21 protein-coding genes and 1 pseudogene are annotated in these 16447 nt (G+C 36.3%); 17 read left to right on the top strand and 5 right to left on the bottom strand.

The annotated features are described in order from the left end of the window. Positions 1-21 precede the first annotated feature (21 nt). The 5 genes from MKX47_RS11450 to MKX47_RS11430 form a co-directional block, all read right to left on the bottom strand. The gene (locus tag MKX47_RS11450; RefSeq protein ID WP_340774183.1) at positions 22-735 is read right to left on the bottom strand and encodes a DUF5694 domain-containing protein; all 714 of its coding nucleotides are present in this window, start codon (positions 733-735) and stop codon (positions 22-24) included. A gap of 54 nt (positions 736-789) precedes the next feature. After that, entirely contained in the window at positions 790-969 is a 180-nt protein-coding gene (locus MKX47_RS11445; protein WP_340774181.1) for a hypothetical protein, read from the bottom strand. Between the two features lie 111 nt (positions 970-1080). Next, positions 1081-1488: a hypothetical protein gene (locus MKX47_RS11440; RefSeq protein ID WP_340774180.1), complete on the bottom strand. Its 408-nt coding sequence runs from the start codon at positions 1486-1488 to the stop codon at positions 1081-1083. A 30-nt stretch (positions 1489-1518) separates the two neighbouring features. Then, a complete protein-coding gene (locus tag MKX47_RS11435; RefSeq protein WP_340774178.1) occupies positions 1519-2025 on the bottom strand; it encodes a DUF3278 domain-containing protein in 507 nt (168 codons plus the stop codon). Further along, positions 2015-2218, bottom strand: coding sequence for a helix-turn-helix transcriptional regulator (locus tag MKX47_RS11430; protein WP_340774176.1), 204 nt, complete (start codon positions 2216-2218; stop codon positions 2015-2017). Before MKX47_RS11430 ends, MKX47_RS11435 begins: the two co-directional genes overlap by 11 nt. Positions 2219-2516: 298 nt before the next feature. On the opposite strand from MKX47_RS11430, the gene MKX47_RS11425 reads away from it, so the two are divergent. The 17 genes and pseudogenes from MKX47_RS11425 to MKX47_RS11345 all read left to right on the top strand — a co-directional run bounded on the left by MKX47_RS11425 (position 2517) and on the right by MKX47_RS11345 (position 16445). After that, on the top strand, positions 2517-2783 hold the full coding sequence (locus MKX47_RS11425; protein WP_340774174.1) for a hypothetical protein: 267 nt from the start codon (positions 2517-2519) through the stop codon (positions 2781-2783). A gap of 63 nt (positions 2784-2846) precedes the next feature. Then, entirely contained in the window at positions 2847-3317 is a 471-nt protein-coding gene (locus tag MKX47_RS11420) for an HAD family hydrolase (RefSeq protein ID WP_340774172.1), read from the top strand. Between the two features lie 324 nt (positions 3318-3641). Next, positions 3642-4919 carry an IS110 family transposase gene (locus tag MKX47_RS11415; protein WP_340774170.1) on the top strand — a complete coding sequence of 426 codons (1278 nt, stop codon included), beginning with the start codon at positions 3642-3644 and terminating at the stop codon, positions 4917-4919. Between the two features lie 408 nt (positions 4920-5327). Continuing rightward, positions 5328-5504 carry a Fe3+ hydroxamate ABC transporter substrate-binding protein gene (locus MKX47_RS11410; RefSeq protein ID WP_340774168.1) on the top strand — a complete coding sequence of 59 codons (177 nt, stop codon included), beginning with the start codon at positions 5328-5330 and terminating at the stop codon, positions 5502-5504. Positions 5505-5517: 13 nt separating this feature from the next. After that, on the top strand, positions 5518-6555 hold the full coding sequence (locus tag MKX47_RS11405) for a DUF1835 domain-containing protein (protein ID WP_340774167.1): 1038 nt from the start codon (positions 5518-5520) through the stop codon (positions 6553-6555). A 109-nt stretch (positions 6556-6664) separates the two neighbouring features. Beyond that, positions 6665-7021 (top strand): hypothetical protein, encoded by a 357-nt coding sequence (locus MKX47_RS11400; RefSeq protein ID WP_445683589.1) that lies wholly within the window; start codon positions 6665-6667, stop codon positions 7019-7021. 176 nt (positions 7022-7197) lie between these two features. Further along, on the top strand, positions 7198-7662 hold the full coding sequence (locus MKX47_RS11395) for an NUDIX domain-containing protein (RefSeq protein ID WP_340774164.1): 465 nt from the start codon (positions 7198-7200) through the stop codon (positions 7660-7662). Positions 7663-7818: 156 nt separating this feature from the next. Further along, positions 7819-8412 (top strand): TetR/AcrR family transcriptional regulator, encoded by a 594-nt coding sequence (locus MKX47_RS11390; protein ID WP_340774161.1) that lies wholly within the window; start codon positions 7819-7821, stop codon positions 8410-8412. Positions 8413-8472: 60 nt separating this feature from the next. Next, entirely contained in the window at positions 8473-9687 is a 1215-nt protein-coding gene (locus MKX47_RS11385) for an MFS transporter (RefSeq protein ID WP_340774159.1), read from the top strand. A gap of 455 nt (positions 9688-10142) precedes the next feature. Next, positions 10143-10451, top strand: a complete 309-nt coding sequence (locus tag MKX47_RS11380; protein ID WP_340774156.1) for a hypothetical protein — start codon at positions 10143-10145, stop codon at positions 10449-10451. Further along, positions 10430-10816: a hypothetical protein gene (locus MKX47_RS11375; RefSeq protein WP_340774153.1), complete on the top strand. Its 387-nt coding sequence runs from the start codon at positions 10430-10432 to the stop codon at positions 10814-10816. The genes MKX47_RS11380 and MKX47_RS11375 overlap by 22 nt, the downstream gene beginning before the upstream one ends. Positions 10817-10923: 107 nt before the next feature. After that, positions 10924-11223 (top strand): hypothetical protein, encoded by a 300-nt coding sequence (locus MKX47_RS11370; RefSeq protein ID WP_340774151.1) that lies wholly within the window; start codon positions 10924-10926, stop codon positions 11221-11223. A 645-nt stretch (positions 11224-11868) separates the two neighbouring features. After that, on the top strand, positions 11869-13131 hold the full coding sequence (ltrA, locus tag MKX47_RS11365) for a group II intron reverse transcriptase/maturase (protein WP_340774149.1): 1263 nt from the start codon (positions 11869-11871) through the stop codon (positions 13129-13131). A 161-nt stretch (positions 13132-13292) separates the two neighbouring features. Then, positions 13293-13382 (top strand): annotated as a pseudogene (locus MKX47_RS11360) (helix-turn-helix transcriptional regulator); the annotation flags it as partial. Positions 13383-14275: 893 nt separating this feature from the next. Further along, a complete protein-coding gene (locus tag MKX47_RS11355; protein ID WP_340774146.1) occupies positions 14276-14830 on the top strand; it encodes an RNA polymerase sigma factor in 555 nt (184 codons plus the stop codon). After that, positions 14827-15582: a hypothetical protein gene (locus tag MKX47_RS11350; RefSeq protein ID WP_340774144.1), complete on the top strand. Its 756-nt coding sequence runs from the start codon at positions 14827-14829 to the stop codon at positions 15580-15582. The genes MKX47_RS11355 and MKX47_RS11350 overlap by 4 nt, the downstream gene beginning before the upstream one ends. Beyond that, complete coding sequence (locus MKX47_RS11345; protein ID WP_340774141.1) at positions 15576-16445, top strand: ABC transporter ATP-binding protein; 870 nt, start codon at positions 15576-15578, stop codon at positions 16443-16445. Before MKX47_RS11350 ends, MKX47_RS11345 begins: the two co-directional genes overlap by 7 nt. The last annotated feature ends 2 nt before the right edge of the window (positions 16446-16447 follow it).

Raw genomic sequence — 16447 nt, 5'->3', positions numbered from 1 at the left:
AAAAGTACATAAATTTTTCTGCTATTTCATCCAATCCCCATATGGAGTTACTTTAAAGGATGCATCGTCCTCTAACTGTTGCTTTATTAAATAGTTATGTGCAGCACCATATACGATTACAATGCGTTTTGTTTCAGGTTTTATTGATTTTTTTATATTATTTACGATTCGTAAATTACGATAATACCAGTATTTTGATACCCATTCGAAGGCCATTTCATCCTCTAACTGCATAAGGTCAACATAAACTTTGTGATCGTTGACTATGTACTCTTCAGAATTTATATATTTAAATAATTTGATGATGTCTCTTTCTTGAACAATAGTAGATAGCTTATTAATGGCGATTGGGATACGTGCCATTATTTTTTCATATGCATCCTTTGATTTTCCTTTTGCAACAAGGGCTAAATCTATGGAAGCATCTAATTCTTCATTCCAATCCGCTGCATAAATCGTTTCATGCCCAAGCTTTTTTGCTAATCGATACCCAATTTGATAAATTTCATTTTGCTTAAATGCATCGTTCACCCTATCTGAGTGATACATGGCATGTAATTCATGCTGTAAGTGGATTGGATACTCAATAAAGATTTGATCCGCTTGAGACTTGGCTATATCCGATGTTAATTGGTCAAAATGCATGTCACTATATTTGTCGGTATCATCCTTTGATAAAGTATGAATATCCGGTGTGTAACCTAAGTGAATCGTACCAACTAATAAAACCTCCATGTAAACGCTCCTTTTACAAAAATTTTTAGTTTAATTTTAGGGGGGAGATGAAAACTAAGCTTTTGCAGGAAAAAGCTTTTTATTGATTTTTTTTGAAACGTATAAAAATGTCATTGCACTTAAACCAATTAGAATAAAGCGGATGTCACTATTAGGTAAAGCTAGATTAATGATGCCTACAATAAGTATGTAAATGAACGTTAACAAAACGGCTACTAACAATTTTTTTCGCATTTTTTCCCTCCGCAAATACAAATTATTAATTATTGTAAATTTATTCCTTATCTGATTCGATATTTATTTTAAGCAAATTTTATAGAGCGAGCAAAGGCAATAAGTAGACCATCATAACGCAATTTTTTTCGATTCTTTATCCACTATAGAGATAGTATGCTCTGCGCAAAATTCCTCCATAGCTGAAATAAATTCGGGTGAGTGCATCGCGAAATGAATACTCTTCCCGTCTTTATGATGCAACTTCATTGTATAGTTAATTTTTTCGATTTTCTCAATCGATGCAAGACATATTAAGCGTTGTGAGATCGTGAATGAGAAAAAATTTGTCTCATATTTAATGGAATCCTTATTAATAGTTGCTGTACGTGTCATCATGGCGAAAAAGAAAACTGTTAGAAAAGCTAGGACGCATAATACTTTGAGTGAAAGTACAGTTGTAGGATTAAAAATTGCAATAAGTGTCATAAAAGTAACGATTGATAAGTTTAAATAATCTCGTTTCGAATGAAATGCCATACTACCACCATATTTTTCCTTTAAAGGAAATTATTCTTGATTGAATTGTTTTTGTAACTTTGACTTAGATAGGAGATAAAGAAAGAAGCCAAAAGCTATCCCGCCGATTAGCCATACAATCATATTGAACCATGATAAAGAAAGTTCATCCCCACCGATAAATGGAAATACGTATTCCATCATGACAATCATCCCAAATCCCCATTGTATACTTGCAACGCTGCAAGAACGCTTTAATTTCGCTTTTTTGGCGTCATATTCCTCTGGTGTTGCGCAATCGGATGTGTCCAATTGCTTTGTTCTTAATCGATAGCCGATATAACCTGAATAACCAATATTAAGAATGACAAGTAGTAGCGTAATGATGGACATTTCATTATTAAACGTATCAATAACTAAACTTACGAGCATTAATAGCATCGATAAGTAATAAAAAATAATGCCTGAGTAAGCTAACTCTTTAAAAATCTCTTGTTTTTGATACTCGTCCCTTTCATCAAATGCTCCAATAAAATGATTTAAAATGCTATCTTTCAAGATCTTCACTCTCCCAAAATAATGTATTTAAATCGGTTTGTAGTACTTTAGCTAAGGAAATACAGAGTGCTAATGTTGGATTGTATTTATCATTTTCAATTAAATTAATCGTTTGACGTGCCACTCCAACCTCACGTGCTAATTCCATCTGCGTCAACTTTCGTAATTTTCGAAATTCCTTAACCTTATTCAAAAAAACACCACCTATTTGAAGTATAATATATATGACATTTTATGTTATGTCAATTATACATGACAATTTATTTCAAAGGGAACGAGCCAGATATATGTGGATTTACAATATTAAAGTAAGAAAAACACCTAAACATCGCTTTCAGAACGATTCTTCTTGTTTAATAACCTAAATTTTGGAATAATGATTATTAAGTTTGAGGTTAATTATATTTTTGAATGTGTTCGATTTTCAAAATTTCAAATTTAAATAGCGATTCTGGAATTCTTAAAGTATTTTGGAAAGGGGATGTTGTTAATTGGAATACGAAGAAATAATACTTAATATCTTAAATGAAATCAAAAATGGAAATATACCTGTTTACACAGATTACAATTTAAATTTAGGCATGTGGGCAGATCTTATTGAGTATATGCATGATAGAACATATATCGATAGCGTTACCATTTATTGGTTCGGGGATGATGATACATATTATGATGAAAGAGTTCACTCTGTTGATCTATCAAAGGTCAGACTTACAAATTTTGGAGAGGATTTTTTAACTGAACAAATGAATTTATGATACAAATTTAATCAAATGAAGGGATTTCGTAATTGCCCTAAGTTACATAAGGAGGTGATGATAGTGGAAATTACTATACCAGGAAGAGGAATCATAAAAATTAAAAATCTGTTGTTAGATTATAATGGAACTATAGCTTGTGATGGTAAGATTATCCCTTCAGTAAAGGAGAAAATCGAGGCGATACATAAAAAAGGAATAGGCGTACATATAGTCACTGCTGATACGCATGGTACTGTAAGAAATCAATGCGCGAATATGCCTATTGAAATACAAATATTCGATAACTCAAATGCTGCAGAAAACAAACGAGAAATTGTAGAAAAACTCGGCGCAGAATACTGCATATGTATTGGAAATGGCTTTAATGATGGACAAATGTTTGAAGCTTGCAACCTATCAATTATAGTCATGGGAGTAGAAGGATGTTCAGCGAAATCTTTAATGAAGGCTGACATTGTATGTAAGACTATTGAAGAAGCTTTTGATTTGATCTTGAAACCAAGTAGAATCAGTGCAACCCTAAGAGGATAAGCTATTTTACAATAATCGCTAGAGGGATTGTAGTGTTGGTTTAGACGTTTCTAAGATACAAAAAAATGGCCTCTTTAGTGCAACAAGGGTTGATAAAATATACCTAATAAACTTACCTTAATGACACATAGGAATCAAAATCTTCCACGCAAATGAAACGTTTTGCACACCTCAATCGTAATAAATTATAAATCTAAAATTGATGAATATAGGAGCATTCCTGTTAGAAGGATTTTCAGGGGCTTGAAATAAAAAAAGTCCTCTTGTATGATGCTTGAGTGTCAACGCTCATTGACCCAATCACCACACAGGAGGAACCCGTATATGAATAGTAATACGAACCAAAAAATTAATCAAGTTTCTGAAAATACTTTAGTAATCGGTATCGACATCGCCAAGCACAAACACTTCGCTTGTGCGGTAGATGATCGTGGCCGTGTGCTCCAAAAATCGTTTCCAATCCTGCAATCTCGTATTGGATTTGAAGGGTTTTACGAGCGTTTGCTTGCCATAAAAGTAGCGCATGAAAAACAGGAAATCCTCGTTGGATTCGAGCCAACAGGTCACTACTGGATGAACTTAGCAGCGTTTTTAACGCATTACGGAATTCCGTTTGTGATGGTCAATCCAATGCACGTCAACCGCTCGAAAGAACTGGACGACAACCTGCAGACGAAAAATGACCAAAAAGATGCGCTTGTCATCGCACGTTTAATGCGAGATGGACGCTTTAGCTATCCACGGCTGTTAGAAGGCGTGGAAGCCGAACTACGAAACGGCGCGACATTGCGCTCTAAAATTCAAGAAGATTTAAACGCGCTTCAAAATCGCCTCATTCGTTGGTTAGATCGCTTCTTTCCCGAGTTTCCACAAGTCTTTAAGGACTTTGGGAAAATGGCGTATGCGGCGCTCGAAATGACGCCATTACCCTCGGATATTCAAGGGAAATCACCCGAAGAGCTTCTCTTCTTATATCGCCAAGTAGAGGGAATGAAAAGCCCTCAACTACCAAAGGCAAAGCAATTAGTTGAAGTAGCCCAAAACTCAATTGGACTAACAGAAGGTTTAGTGATGGCCAAATATGAAATCGCCACACTGCTTTCCCAAATCAAATTGATGCAGGCTCAACTCGATGAATTAACGGTTCAGCTCACAGAGCTAGCCAAACAAATGACCGATTATGATTATTTAGTATCGGTACCAGGAATCGGAGACGTAACCGTTGTCGAGTTACTTTCAGAAGTTGGTTCTTTCACGCAATACGAGCATCCACGCCAATTAATTAAGCTAGCGGGACTTACATTGCGCGAAAACTCTTCTGGTAAGCAAAAAGGACAAAAGCGGATTTCCAAACGAGGCAGACGGAAGCTACGAGCCCTTCTGTTCCGCGTGATGATGCCTTTGATTCGCCATAATCCAGCATTTAAAGCGTTACACGAACATTACACCACACGCGCCGTCAATCCACTGCGTAAAAAACAATCCATTGTCGTCCTGTGTGGTAAATTACTCAAGATTTTACACGCTTTGTGCAACAAGAAAATGATGTTTAACGAACAACAAATGATGAAGGATTTCACCCAGCTTCAAACGGCTGCATAAGCGGCACCATCAGCAGTGAAAGTCAAAAGGATGACACGGAGAAGCCGGCATTATTTATTCCATCCGACCGTGATGAATTGAAACGAGTCCCTATAGGAGCATCGCCAGCCTCTGCCTTATGAATAGACCGAACGAAGGAATGTACGCGCAAACAGACGCCTAGAGACATGGGAGGGTCCGTCATCATAAGCAACGCAGAGATCCAAAAGTGCATCAATATACAGCACGGGATCAGGAGGATCATTACCAATTAATGGTTCATCCTTTAGCGGAGCGTTCGAACGGATTGTAAGAAAAATCAATAATTACAAAATAAAGATAGGTGTACGTGTCGAAAAATATTTTTTTAGACACTCAAAAATGGCGTGAGACATTGATACAACAACATTTATAGAGGGAGGAAAGAGAATGGCATTAATCATTCCAAAATGTATGAAATGTAATACCGAAATTAAAAGTGACGAAGAAGTATTTGTCCAACTTAAATATCCAAAAAGAAAAGGATTTACTGAAATCAAAGCTTATTTGAATCTTGAAGGTAAGTTTATTTGCCAAAGATGTTCGTCTAAAATGAAATTTGAATGAAGGGGGTTATTAATTGTTTAATGAGATGAAAGACATGATCAATCATTTGGAAGATACAGAATTAAAAACATTATTACTTCAAGTCTTTTTGCGTATGCAAACTGTTGAGGAGAGAAAAGGATATTCAGAGCAGCAATTCTTTTTAGATGTAAAAAATACATATAACGACCTGTTAGCATCTAAAAATAATCAAACAAGTAGCAAACAAGCACAATTTCAAACGACACATATTGTCTTTAGTGATTCAGCTGCGGGTAGTTTAAAAATCACTTTAATAGAGTCCGATTTAACACAACAAGAAAACATCATGAACGTGTCTGATTTATTTTCAATTGGGCCACTTTGGAATTTACATACTCCTGAAGGAATTAATCATCGCTACAATTGGCTGCGTACACATATTAATATAGATGAAAAACAACTAATGACGTATGAGTATCACTTTGAGCAATATTTATTATCGCTTAAGCAAATTCCAAACGATCATAAAATTATCATTTGGATTGGCGAAAATGCCCACGAGCAAGCTGCGTTACGATTAATCCTGTATGTATTAAAAGAAAAAACAAATGATATCGTGCTAATCAATATCAATGAAGCCTATAAAATGCATTTTGAACTAGATGAGATGGAATTTCCCCCACGACATATGGGTGAAATTTTAGTCAAACAATTAAAGCAAATGTATGGAAACAAGGGGCAGGGTCATGTACTTACACAATTAGAACGTAAAGTGTTTGAGCAACAATGGCTACAACTATGTCAACAAAAAGACGTATTACGAATCTGGGAAAATAACGAAATCGTAAATGTTCCAGAAAATTATTATGACGAGTACATCATCGAGACAGTAAAAGAATTCCACGAAAAGAATAACCATAAAGATTTTATCAAATCAGCCAGAATCATCGGCGAAGTAATGGGGCATTTAAATCAATACATTGGCGCCCAATTTATCGAATATCGCGTAATTCGCTTAATCATGAATGGCATATTGGACATGGAAGGTGTGCCGACAGCAATGCGTCATTATAGCATTAAAATCCGATAATACATTAACTTACTAACATATAGCGCAACTGTTATTTTAACAATGTTCCCCAATCTCGCTTTGGGATGGTTATACTATTATTAAAATGGTAGATAAAGGAGTGGATAATTTGGGGTTAAAATACAATTTCCTCTGTGTAGCAATATCAATTGTCCTTTTATCAGGTTGCTCCAACTCTAATCATAATGATAATTCATCAGCAGACTGGGCATTTGAGTTTGTTGTTTGGAATGATTATATTTATCAATTAACGGATGAATATGTAGAAAACATAGATGAAAAAATAGGTGAAGTAACAAAGTATTCAGATATGGAGGGGACTTACTCCGAAAACTTCTCAAATACATATAAAAAAGGCACAAAGTATTACGCTATTCAAGGAATAAGCACAGAGAAAGCAATTGCTGTTGAAGAAAAAGGAAAATACAGAAAAGCAATTAGGGATGGAAAGTACGGAGAAAAATAATTAAATATAGAATACAAATTTAGTTAATGAATAAATATTTAGTTGAAACTAAATAACCTTTCCAAATGAAACTTAGGGAATATTCGATTCAGCAGCTAACAACTAAAGGTAACTTATCTGAAAGGCATTTAGAATATAAGTTAACTAGAAAATTATGTGCGAAGGAGTAAGGACGAATGCAAATGAGCATAAGAAATTCAGCCAAAGCGGTAATAGTGAAAGAGGACAAGTTATTAGCAGTAAAAATACAAGAAAATGGCGGTACATATTATATTTTGCCTGGCGGTGGTCAAGAACATGGCGAAAATCTTCACCAAGCTTTAGAAAGAGAATGTAGAGAAGAATTAGGTACTGAAGTTGAAGTTGGTGAATTAATATTTGTAAGAGAATATATTGGAAAAAATCATGAATTAGCTGCCTATCACACTCATGCTCATCAAACAGAGTTTATGTTTTTATGTCAGGTTCATCAAGATACATTTGATAATGGAACAAATCTAGACAAAGGGCAAACTGGAACAGAATGGTTACCAATTAAGGAGTTATTAAGTTATAAATTATTTCCACAAGCACTAAGAACTCATTTGATTTCTTATTTTGAGAATGGCAAAGCGAAAACTTATGTAGGTGATATTAATTAATTTAATCTTAATTTCAAAAACGTTCAAACGCTAAACATTTCAAACAGCGACAAACATTAATTTCATAGTGTTTGCCGCTGTTTTTTATAGATAATGCAAAATAATGATTGATTAATCAATCATCTTTGTATATTGTAGTTATTGAGGTGATGAGTTGTGAATAATGAAACGAAAAAAAGAACGATTGAAATGAAAAAAGATAGTGTTTTAAAGGCTGCAATCCGACTATTTGCAGAAAAAGGCTATGATGCAACAACGATGGCTGAGATTGCCAAAGAGGCGAATGTTGGTTTTGGTAGTGTCTCGATTTATTTTGGTAATAAAGAAGAACTCTTTATGGCCTGTATTGAGCAACCAATGGAGGATTTTATTAATCATCTGTTGCAGTTCGATACACAGCCAGCCTCCTACAGAGAGGAAATTCAAACATTTATCCAAAAGCACTTTGAATTGTTTTCTACTCAAAAAGTTTATTTACGATTAATTGTTCAATTAATTGGACAATATGAACGCTTTTCTGAAGCTTTTAAAATAGTGAATGGACAGACAGAAAAATTAAACGCTAAAGTGGCTCAGTTAATCGTAAACGGTCAGCAGGAAAATCAGCTAGCAGAAGGAAATGCTGAAAAAATAGCTATCTCTTACGTTAGTTTACTCTTTGGGCTACGTTTATCTTATGCAGATGATCCGTCAGCGCATAATTGGCATGAATTTTCAGAAATAGCAATACGTTTATTTGGACCGAAATAGTATTTTGGTCTTTTTTTAAAAACATAAATGATTGATTAATCAATCAAAATGGAGGTTCCAATGGATATTAGATCATTTAGTCCAGCAATCAAGTTGAGAATCGTACTTCGCTTTATCACAAATTTTTCATACACGATGGTAATGCCGTATATAGTCGTCTTTTTTGTCGAGCAAGTGGGGGCCAAAACAGCAACTTGGATGACGCTTTGTATTGGTATTTCAGGAATTATTGGTTATTTAATTGGTGGTAAAATGGCCGATCCGTATGGCAGGAAAAAGCTTATTTTAATAGGCGAGCTTTTGACGGGAGCAGGGTTTATCATCGTTGCATATGGCAATATGCCACTAGGCAGCAGACCATATGTAAGTTTTATAGGCTTTATTCTCATATATTTATTTTCAAGTATTGCCAATCCTGCCTACAGTGCTTTTGTCATTGATGAAACGACAAAAGAAAATCGAAAAAATGTATACACAGCTCTTATGTGGACAGCGTATTTATCTTTTGCCTTGGGGAGTGTAACAGGAGGATTTCTCTTTAATCAATATGCCACTATATTATTTGTAGTGGTAGCATGTAGTTCGTTTTTTTCGTTCGTTTGTGTATTGATTTGGGTAGACGATAAGTATAAAAGCACTCTTGAAAGCACAGCAACGACAGAGATCAAAGGTCAATCAAAGCATTCTACATTAAAAGTCTATAGAAGGATGCTTAGGGACCCCGTATTTATTTCCTTAGCATATATTACGTTGATTTTTGCACTAATGGATGAACAATTATCGTACTATTTAAGTATTCGTTATATTAGCTTATTCGGAGATGAAGGCTATACAATATTAGGATTTTTACGTACTGAAAATACACTATTAGCAGTAGGACTTACTGTATTTATTACAAGATTTCTTAAAAAAATAAGTGATATCAATGCTTTAATCACAGGCGCAATCATTTTTTTCACGGGCTATATCGTATTAAGTATAAGTGAGGTTTCGAATGTTTTATTTTTAGCAATGGCAATCGTAACAATAGGTGAAATTATCTTTTTGCCATCTACACAAGCAATCACTGCAGAAATTATTCCAGATGAATCCCGAAGTACATATTCAGGAGTTTTGGGGGTTGTTTCAACGGTAGGGGGCTTACTGGCTGCTCTCTTTATTTTACTATCTGATTATTTTTCGGCAATAGGGATTACGATTTTATACGCAGCAATTGGTATATTGACTTTACTGGTGGTATTTTATCTTAAAAAGACAAATCAAATAGAAGTTTAATGGGGAAAAATAGGGATTACGTTTGAATACTTAAGATAAATAATACCTTCATAATTATGGAGATTTACAAAGCTAAGTTAAGATAAATAACCAAATGAAGGGTGACGTTTCACTTGGATTGGCGGAATATTCGGATTATAAAAAACATCATCTGGATATTTATGTTAAAATGAATGTATCTTGAATGGAAACCCCCAAGTTACGGTGATTAACCTAAATCTGACCAAACCGTTGAAATTTTAACTAAACATCAAAAAGTACAAAAGGGATTACACCTGAACCCAATGAAGGGAAAATCGAATATGTGATTCCTAGAGATAAAGGTGGTACTAACAGATACAGTAACGCACAATTGTTCTCTAGAAAAGAAAATAGAGAAAAATTGAATAAATTACCCTCGGAACTTGATAAGTTAAGTACGATAAGAACACCAACTAAAGCGAAAAGGAGAAAAAATGAAGCCTTTAATATTAAATAGTCAATTAAATAAAAATAATTTATGGAGTGGTTGTATACTTGCATCAGTAGCCCATGCAATAATGGTTGCTCATTATCCTGAATTATCATATGAACATTCATGGGATGGCGATAACTATAGTGTTGTCGACGATTCGGGAGGAAGAGGAACAATTACTTTCAAAGATAACTATTTTGTTGGGGCATTTCGAAATGACAATTTTCCCCGAACGGATATCTCTACAGCTATAGATTTTTTTCAGGTGCACCAAAAGATATCATTACGTTGGTTAAGAATGAAACTTTAGAATACCTTCTTAAAGAGGATGAAGATGGTACAATTTCTCCGTTTATCACGACTGCAATTTGGGGTGACAATGATACTATCACTTCAAATGATAATATCGTTAGAATAGTTCAATGTGGAGGATATTTATTAGAGAAGCAGTTTATGGCAATTGAAGATGCGATTGAAGCTTGGCGAGATTATTATGAGATGACTTCCGAACAAGTAGAGTTGTTAAAGTCTATATATGATAGAAAAATAATTAACTCTCATAGAATTATCACTTTGACAAAAAGTGAGATTAAATTAATTGGAACGGAAAGTTCTGAAGGCTTGAGTGAAAGTATGGTTTCGTTTGAAGAGATTGGAGTATATTGGGACAAGTAGGGAATTATTATTATTATCCAATGTTTGGATGACTTGTTATAGTAAAGTTGAATATTTATTTGTAACGATACCGATTAAATCTAAATATTCTAAGGCGAGGGTTTGTAATGATTGGAAATATTTTATTAGGATTATTTTTGATATTTGCGATTATCAAATTTTATAAAAATAGAGAGACCTTTAAACAGCTTTCAAAAAAGGAATGGTTCCAGTATATCGTAGTCCTTTTATTGGCATTTGCTGTAGTTGGGATCATCATTATTGGTGGTTTCAAACTAACGGATCTTATTCTAATAAGTTGGTTAGAAAAAACGGTAAGGATTATGATTGCTTTAATCGCATTAACTTGTGCTGGGTTCATTATGAATAAAGCCTTGCCCGAAAAATTAAAAGCATTTTACTCGTGAGATCAGCAATCAAATAGAATGTTCGTAATACCGCATAGGTGAACGTCCCATCCAGCAGCTAAGACTTTTAACCAGTCTTAGCTGCTTTTTGAATGTGCGCCCGGCATGTGCATGAACTATAGGGTGTAAGTCCCGAACCACGAAGACAGAAGTAGAGGTTAGCCAAGAGCAAGGGTGTCCATGGTGACATGGAATCTGAAGGAAGCTGGAGGCAAAACACCGGTCCGAGGAACACGAATCTCATACAAGGCTAGGTATGATTGAGTGAGTTTGCATTACAAAACAAAGCTCTTTCTGTCGAAGGTCATATCAAGTAAATGAGGCGGATAGATGGTGTGAAAGTGCATGTGCTTACCCGGGGAGGTCTGACAGAAATGTGAAGTACCCTTCATAACCTACTTGGTGACAAGTAACTGAACTGTCAGAAGTCAGCAGAGGTCATAGTACAAGGAAATCTAGAGTTTCTTGGAAGGACCGAACAATTAAGAGAGAATAGCCCTTGGCATTCTAGTTGGAACGTTGAAGCACAGAAAACGGAGAAACCTCGCGCTTAGAAAGTAATGGTGAATCCCATGAGGGTATTTGCGGAGGGTGTAGTTCAACTAGGTATAAGAAGACCAGTTATTCACGGAAAGGAACGAAATGGTGATGTTGAATCAAATTCTAGAACGGCAAAACATGATACAAGCAATCAAGCGAGTTGAAGCGAATAAAGGAAGCCATGGAGTAGACATGATGCCCGTAGAAACCCTACGACCGCACATCCTCGAAAATTGGGAAGTCATAAAATCGCAGATTTTGAATGGAACCTATGAACCGCAGCCAGTACGTCGTGTCGAAATCCCGAAACCAGACGGTGGTGTGCGCCTATTAGGAATACCAACCGTGACAGACCGTTTGATTCAACAAGCTATCTCGCAGATTTTATCAAAACAATATGACTCAACATTTTCTGACCATAGTTATGGATTTCGCCCAAAGCGGAGTGCACATGACGCAATCCGAAAAGCGAAAGGCTATATAAAAGAAGGATACCGTTGGGGAGTAGATATGGACTTAGAGAAATTCTTCGATAAAGTAAACCACGACCGACTTATGGCGGTACTAGCGAGGAAAATTCAGGACAAATCACTCCTCAAGTTGATTCGTAAATACCTTCAAGCAGGCGTGATGATAAATGGCGTAGTAGTAAATACAGACGAAGGAACACCACAAGGTGGTCCTTTGAGCCCCCTGCTTTCGAATATCGTGTTAGATGAGCTTGATAAAGAATTAGAAAGTCGTGGTCACAAATTCGTTCGCTACGCAGATGACTGCAATATTTATGTGAAGACTAAACGTACTGGAGAACGAACGATGGCAAGCGTACAACGTTTCATTGAAGGTAAACTTCGATTAAAGGTAAATAAAAAGAAATCTGCCGTAGACCGTCCATGGAATTGTAAATTTCTCGGCTTTAGTTTTACAAATCATAAAGAACCGAAGGTTAGAATTGCGAAGAATAGTTTAGAACGAATGAAGAAGAAAATACGAGAAATTACCTCAAGAAAGAAACCATATTCTATGGAGGACAGAATCGAGAAGTTAAACCAATATTTAATTGGATGGTGTGGGTACTTTGCGTTGGCGGACACACTCTCTATATTTAAGCTGTTAGATAGTTGGATTAAAAGAAGATTACGTATGTGTCTGTGGAAGAATTGGAAGAAACCTCGAACAAGAATCAGAAACCTCATTCGTCTAAAAGTACCGTATGGGAAAGCATACGAATGGGGAAATACCCGGAAAGGGTACTGGCGCATCTCAAAAAGCCCCATATTACACAGAACGCTCGGCAATTCCTTTTGGGAAAGCCAAGGGCTGAAAAGTCTGCAAGTTCGTTACGAAACTTTGCGTTATTCATCTTAATTGAACCGCCGTATACGGAACCGTACGTACGGTGGTGTGAGAGGTCGGGAGTTAATCACTCCCTCCTACTCGATTGTCTAAAAAATAGGTTAATGATACTTGATATAATGTTAATAATACTTAACAATAAGGGTAATGAAATGATTGGAAAGGAGTTTGAAATGCTTCGAAATCGTGTGAAAGAATTAAGGGCTAGGTATAATTTTACTCAATCTGAATTAGCCAGCCGAGTGGGTGTTACAAGACAAACAAATGGAGAATGAAGTCTACATTCATGAAAAAAATATAAAAATGATAATAAGTGGTAACGATAGTGAACCGCTTATAGAAAAATGACGTGCCAATAGCTCTATATAGTATGGATATACAAACTAACCATTAAAGTAATTCCATATGGTGATTGGATGGAATAGCAAACAAACCTTAACACATTTTCAATCGTAAATTAAAGAATACAGTTTAAGTATTGAATAGAATTCTGAAATGGAAAAGGACTTTTTATGAATATAAAACTTTTGATGTGGATTTTATTTTTTCCTTTAGTCTTATTTTTTCTTGTAATGTTCTATATTGAATTGTCATTAAATTCCCCCTTTCCTCCAGAACATGGGGGAATGAGTTTTTTGATAGAATTAAAGAAAATTTGGTTTCGTTCCGTATGGTTCTATGCCTTACTTGTGATTCTTTCCTTTTTGCTATGTTTTAGTTTTCTGCATAAGCGAAAATAGTGAATTCCGCTCGTTAACTAACGAGGGCTATAGAGACAGAAGAATGAATTGATTATAAGTATGAGGATTTAATGTAAAAAGGATTAATAACGTATACATAAATAAACCAAATAACCTTCCCAAATCAAAGCTAGAAAACACCAAAAGGCACAAACGCATTATCAGCGTTTGTGTCTTTTTAATGCAATATTGTCTACACACCTTTTTCTGCAAAGTGTTAAAATCCAACTTAGCAACTATTTAAAGTACCGTCACTAAATGAGCTTTTAATAATAAAGCCCTGTACAAAATATGAAGACTAATCATTATCGTCCACAGAAATCTAGCAAAAACACCACGCAAAAAAATTTTTGCGAAAAAACGAAAACTTTTTTCAGCTACGTTACGAATATATGAATGTAAAAGGATGTGAGCGTGTGTTTGATGTAGAAAAGCGGTGGATTCGGCGCATTCAAAAGGATGGGCATGAGGAAAGTGCCAATAAGCTAATTCAAAAATATTATAAAGAAATATTTGCGTTTGCCTATAAGCGGGTGTTTGACCAGCAGCTTGCGATGGATTTGACGCAGGAAATTTTTATTCGCACTTTGCAAGCCATTCCTCAATTTGACGAAAAGAAAGCTTCATTTCGGACATGGCTTTATCAAATTGCGCAAAACCATTGCACGGACTACTTTCGTTCCAAAGCTTTCCAAACCTCCAAGCAGACAGATGTGGTAGAGCAAATTGAGATGGATGGGGAAGATGAGGTCGTTTCGCTTGTGCTGCATCATCAGCAGCTCGCCGAAATTCACAAGGCCTTACAAGCATTCGATCTACAAGATCAGCAAATCATACTTGGCAAACTGCTTGATGATTTAACCTTCACCCAACTCGCGGAAAAAATACACCTTCCATTGTCTACGGTGAAGACGAAATATTATAAAGCAATCAAACAGTTAAAAAGTGAATTGGAGGTGCTCAATAAATGAAGGAGCAGGACGGGATTCCGTATCCAACAGAAGAGGAGATTGACCAGCAAATTACACAAATTATTACGAAAGGTTTGCCTAAGCAGAAATCCTTTTTTAGTGAAATACAAGGCTTATATAAGCAAATGGGCTGGCGCTATATACTGCCAAATCAAAATGAATGGATTTTTACGGTCATCGCGCTTGTGGCGCTACTTTTGATCGTTGGCGTTACATTTGGCAGTGATCGAGTTTTAACGACAACGGAAATGGCGCTCTTCTTTATGATTTCCCCGTTTTTATTTATGAGCCTGTCGTTATTTAGCTTTTTTGATAAACGCGAGGCGCATACATTTGAGCTCGAAATGACGACGAAATTTACCGTTTTCCAAATCATTGCCGTTCGCATGCTGGCATTTAGCAGTCTGGCGATTGTTAGCAATACGAGCCTTGCGCTATGGCTGGCCTCTACGCATGAATTATCCTTTATGCGATTATGGATGCTGTCGTTAACCGGTTTATTTCTTTTTGCAACAGGCTTGTTAGTAGCGCTGCGCAAAGGTCAGGTCGTTCCGAAAGTGATTGGCTATGTGAGTGGCTGGCTTATCATCAATAGTGGGCTTGTATGGTTAGCAGACGAGGCTTATGTGCAAGTGCTTCAAACATTACCAACCGTTCTTTATGGGGGCTTGGTCGTTATTTTAATCGTTTTATTTGGCTTGGCATTTAAACGCATGTATTTACGAAAACAGGAGGAAGTGCTGCTATGTTAAAGGTAGAAAATATTAGTAAAAGCTATAAGGATTTTCAAGTTTTGACGGATTTGAACTTGCAATTTGATAAAGGAATTTATGGGCTGCTTGCGCCAAATGGAGCGGGCAAAACAACGCTCATTAAAATGCTGGTGACCTTAATTGCGCCAACATCAGGACAGATTTCCTTTAATGGACAACTGATTGTAGCAATGGGCGAGGCATACCGCGAGCAGGTCGGTTATTTACCCCAGCAATTCGGCTTTTATAAGCATTATTCGCCAGCCCAATATTTACGCTATTTGGCGGCATTAAAGGGGATGGACCATCAGCTAGTGGGCAAGAGGATTGATGAGGTGCTAGCGCTTGTGGCCTTATCAGATGTGAAAAATAAAAAAATGCGTAAGTTTTCAGGGGGCATGATTCAGCGTGTTGGGATTGCACAGGCACTTTTAGCCGATCCGCCTATTTTGATTTTAGACGAGCCAACTGCGGGACTAGATCCAAAAGAACGTGCGCGCTTTCGTCAGCTGCTTTCGGAGCTTGCGCGCGATAAAATTATTCTCATTTCCACACATGTTGTGTCGGATGTGGAATCAATCGCCAACGAAATCGTCATGATTAAAAATCAGAAGCTTTTGTATAAAGCAGACCCGGCAACGATTTGCAAGTCAATCGAAGGCAAAATCTATGAGACAACGATGCCGTTCGATGCTTTTCATAGCTTCCGAAAGCAGTATTTAACCTTATCGGAAAAACAAGATAATGGCCAAATGCTCGTGCGCTTTTTTACAGAGCAAGCGCCACTAAAGGATTGGCAAGCAAGCGCTCCACAGCTTGAGGATGTGTTTTTAGTCGCGTACGCCGATGAGCAGGAAGGGTGAGG

The organism is Solibacillus sp. FSL R7-0668 (assembly GCF_038006205.1).
GTDB lineage: Bacteria > Bacillota > Bacilli > Bacillales_A > Planococcaceae > Solibacillus.
This window is presented reverse-complemented; position numbering and strand designations above follow the sequence as displayed.

Bases quoted from the DNA above. Each gene is read 5' to 3' on its own strand.
- MKX47_RS11450 (WP_340774183.1), bottom strand. From the start codon at position 735: ATGGAGGTTTTATTAGTTGGTACGATTCACTTAGGTTACACACCGGAT.
- MKX47_RS11445 (WP_340774181.1), bottom strand. From the start codon at position 969: ATGCGAAAAAAATTGTTAGTAGCCGTTTTGTTAACGTTCATTTACATA.
- MKX47_RS11440 (WP_340774180.1), bottom strand. From the start codon at position 1,488: ATGGCATTTCATTCGAAACGAGATTATTTAAACTTATCAATCGTTACT.
- MKX47_RS11415 (WP_340774170.1), top strand. From the start codon at position 3,642: ATGAATAGTAATACGAACCAAAAAATTAATCAAGTTTCTGAAAATACT.
- MKX47_RS11410 (WP_340774168.1), top strand. From the start codon at position 5,328: ATGGCATTAATCATTCCAAAATGTATGAAATGTAATACCGAAATTAAA.
- MKX47_RS11395 (WP_340774164.1), top strand. From the start codon at position 7,198: ATGCAAATGAGCATAAGAAATTCAGCCAAAGCGGTAATAGTGAAAGAG.
- MKX47_RS11385 (WP_340774159.1), top strand. From the start codon at position 8,473: ATGGATATTAGATCATTTAGTCCAGCAATCAAGTTGAGAATCGTACTT.
- MKX47_RS11380 (WP_340774156.1), top strand. From the start codon at position 10,143: ATGAAGCCTTTAATATTAAATAGTCAATTAAATAAAAATAATTTATGG.
- MKX47_RS11370 (WP_340774151.1), top strand. From the start codon at position 10,924: ATGATTGGAAATATTTTATTAGGATTATTTTTGATATTTGCGATTATC.
- MKX47_RS11350 (WP_340774144.1), top strand. From the start codon at position 14,827: ATGAAGGAGCAGGACGGGATTCCGTATCCAACAGAAGAGGAGATTGAC.
- MKX47_RS11345 (WP_340774141.1), top strand. From the start codon at position 15,576: ATGTTAAAGGTAGAAAATATTAGTAAAAGCTATAAGGATTTTCAAGTT.